Source organism: Streptococcus sp. Marseille-Q8145 (assembly GCF_965112035.1).
On the sequence record NZ_CBCOPQ010000008.1, the window covers coordinates 1 to 3,269 of the forward strand.

Consider the following 3,269-nt stretch of genomic DNA (forward strand, 5'->3'; position numbering starts at 1 on the left):
TGATGAATATGACAAATAAAAAAATAAGAGTATTTTTAAGCAGACCTAATCCATTTACGAATGAGCAACAATACTTTATAGATAAACTAAAGAGCACTCTAGAGAACTATAATATAGAAAGCATAACTCTACAAGCAAAAGATTATTCTCCCTATGAATCATTATCTGCTTTAAATGAAATGATAAAAAGATGCTATGGTATGGTTATCTTAGCTTTCGGGCATACGTATATTCAATCTGGAGTTTTAAAAAAGGGAGCAATTCAAGATAAAAAGTTTTTTGAATCTGACGAACAGTCGTTAGATGGGAAATGGATTACTAGTTCGTTTTGCCAAATTGAAGGTGCTATGGCGATCTCAAATAATATTCCTATTCTAATCATTAAGCAAAAAAATTTGCGAATTGATGGCATTCTAAAAGATGATAAAAAAATTGTATCTGTATCAGATTTTTCATTGGAGGATAAGACACAAATTGATTCATTCTTTGAACAAATTTTAGAGAAAGAAATATATTGTTGGAAAAAATCATTGGAAGAAATATTTAATACAATTGAGGGAAATATCGTATAGAATACTTTCTAATGTGATATAATACAAACAACAATACTTTTAAAGGGAGGTATTTAGATGAAAAGAATCTTTATAAGTTTTGCCATTGAAGATGAAAATTTACGAGATTTTCTAAGGGGCCAATCAAGAAATACAAACTCTCCATTTGAATTTGTGGATATGTCTGTTAAACAACCGTGGGATTCTCAATGGAAAACTAAATGTAGAGCAAGGATTAGAGGGTGTGATGGTATGATTTCTATCATTACTAGGAATACCAAGAAAGCAGATGGGCAAATTTGGGAAATGAACTGTGCTACAGATGAGGGTATACCACTACTTGCAATTTATGGTAATAAAAGTCATACTGGTGTAACGATTCCAAATGAATGTGGCTATCTACCAGTGATAGATTGGAATTGGGAAAAGATTAGCGCATGGATAAAACAATTGTGAGGTACAATTTATGTTAAAAAACAAGGCATTAATTGTTGGTATCGATGCATATTCTCAGGCTCCATTAGGAGGTTGTGTAAATGATGCAGAGGAGATAGCGAAATTATTAGAGGAAAACGAGGATGGTTCCCCTAATTTCAGTGTTAAGCTAAAACGTAATATACTAACAAAAGCAGAGTTATTGGAGGACCTTCATTCTTTATTTAAAGAAGGAGAATCTGACATTGCACTCTTTTATTTCTCAGGACATGGGACAGATGAGATGGCTGGGCAAATCGTAACACCAGATTTTAATGGCTATGATATGGGGATTTCTATGAATGATATACTTCGACTAGCAAACACCTCTAAAAGTCGAAATAAAATTATCATCTTAGATTGTTGTTTTTCTGGGAAGTTAGGAGAGTTTAGTGCTATAGACTCATCAGATGCCATTATTGGAAAAGGTGTTACTATTTTAACAGCAAGCAATCGTGATGAGGTTGCCATTGAAGATGGAATAACTGGTCATGGTGTGTTTACTGAATTGCTCATTCAAGGATTAAAAGGTGGTGCTGCAGATGTTGGTGGAAATATCACTCCAGCAAGTTTGTATTCTTTTGTAGATCAGTCGTTAGGAGCGTGGGAACAAAGACCTCTATTTAAAACAAATATTACAGGTTTTTTACCTATCAGAACAGTAGAAGCTAAAGTGTCAAAAAGAGTTTTGCGAAAACTTCATCAATATTTTGTAGAAGCAACATCAGAATTTCCATTAGATCCATCATTTGAATTTACAAATACTCCTGAAGTAACTCATGAGTATAAAGAACCTTACGCTAAAGAAGCGAATGTTGCCAAATTTAAAGAATTACAGCTATATGAAAGTGTCGGTTTAATTGAGCCAGTAGGTGAAGAACATATGTATTTTGCTGCTATGAACAGTAAATCTTGTCGCTTGACACCACTAGGTCTACATTATTGGAAATTATCAAGAAATAAACGATTTTAAATCAAAAGGAAAGTGGCTCATATCACTTTCCTTTTATTATTTCCTTCATTCTAAAATAATCAGTTTGAAGCTCAGCTCGTCCAGCTGTTACAGTTTCTTTCTGTCTTTGGGTAACTGGTCGAAATTTGGTAAATGAATCTTTTATGCCTAGTGCAATAAAGTTGAGATCTTTAAGATTTTCATTATACCAAACATCATCAAAGTCAGTTTCTTCTCTATGTATATTAATCGCTTCGCTTAAACAAGTCTTCGCAAAATGTACTGCCGTATAATAGTATTCCATAATTGATTCGATGTCATCTGTGACCTTATATCGTTTCAATAACAATGCACAATAGTTCCTAGCACAATATAAATTTCCACCTTCAAAGTTTGAACCATTTTTATAGTACCGTAGTGCTTTCTCCAAATGGATAGGGTTAGAGGTTTGGTTAAAAATACTTTTATGGATAGCAGCTGTGATTCCTAATAAATCTTCATGAGTAGTTGTTGATACATCTATTGTCTCATGAACATATTTTAACACATTAGCTAGATTTTCAATAGATAAGTCTTTCTTATATCGACACAGAATGTATTGTGAAAAAATATCTAAATCAAAAGAAATATTTAAGACTTTTTCATAATATTGCTCTGCTGTAGAAAATTCTAAATTTTCTTGGTATTCTTTTGCTTTTAGAATTAATTTTCTGAGAGAGACTCCTTCGTTTTGCAGTTTTTTTCCTCTGTATACCAATGGCTTGATTTTATATAAGTTTAAGTCAAATACAGGACTATCTGTGTAAGTTTTATCTGTAGTTTGGCAAGATTGAATGATTAACTTTAGTTTAGTATAAATCTCTGATCTGTATTGAAGGTCAGATAAAATTTTCTTTCTGTGGTATCGAAGTTGTGGCAGCATAGATATATCAAAAAATGGATATCTAGTAATGGTTTCTTCTTCACAGAGTATAATTGTTGCCTTTGGCTTCATTGCATGACGCAATCCTAGTTCATAGATTGCATTTTGATTAAGTGTACTAATGTCAGCAATGACAATATCCGCTAAAAAAAGGGATTCAATGAAATTTTTGCTAATGGAAATCGTAGTTGGAACTTCATCACCTCGATAAGCCTGTTCAGCATAAAGCGATTCGAGCCCACATTCTTCTATCACTGGCTTTATAAATTTAAAATAGATATCATCTAAGTTTAATTTAATAAAAGTACCAGGTAGTCTTTTTACACCATATCCCATTACAACAAAACAGGTTTGCCCACTCATTTTTCAC

4 protein-coding genes are annotated in these 3,269 nt (G+C 32.6%); 3 read left to right on the top strand and 1 reads right to left on the bottom strand.

All coding sequences use genetic code 11. The features are described 5' to 3' along the window. From ACWPVL_RS11590 to ACWPVL_RS11600, 3 genes are all read left to right on the top strand, one after another. Positions 1 to 572, top strand: a 572-nt coding sequence (locus tag ACWPVL_RS11590; RefSeq protein ID WP_454389157.1) for a hypothetical protein, incomplete at its 5' end; no start/stop codon positions are given. Between the two features lie 57 nt (positions 573 to 629). After that, complete coding sequence (locus ACWPVL_RS11595; RefSeq protein WP_454389159.1) at positions 630 to 1,007, top strand: TIR domain-containing protein; 378 nt, start codon at positions 630 to 632, stop codon at positions 1,005 to 1,007. Positions 1,008 to 1,017: 10 nt separating this feature from the next. Then, entirely contained in the window at positions 1,018 to 1,998 is a 981-nt protein-coding gene (locus ACWPVL_RS11600; protein WP_454389161.1) for a caspase family protein, read from the top strand. A gap of 22 nt (positions 1,999 to 2,020) precedes the next feature. Here ACWPVL_RS11600 and ACWPVL_RS11605 read toward each other — a convergent pair whose 3' ends face one another. Then, positions 2,021 to 3,262: a tetratricopeptide repeat-containing protein gene (locus tag ACWPVL_RS11605; protein WP_454389163.1), complete on the bottom strand. Its 1,242-nt coding sequence runs from the start codon at positions 3,260 to 3,262 to the stop codon at positions 2,021 to 2,023. Positions 3,263 to 3,269 lie beyond the last annotated feature (7 nt).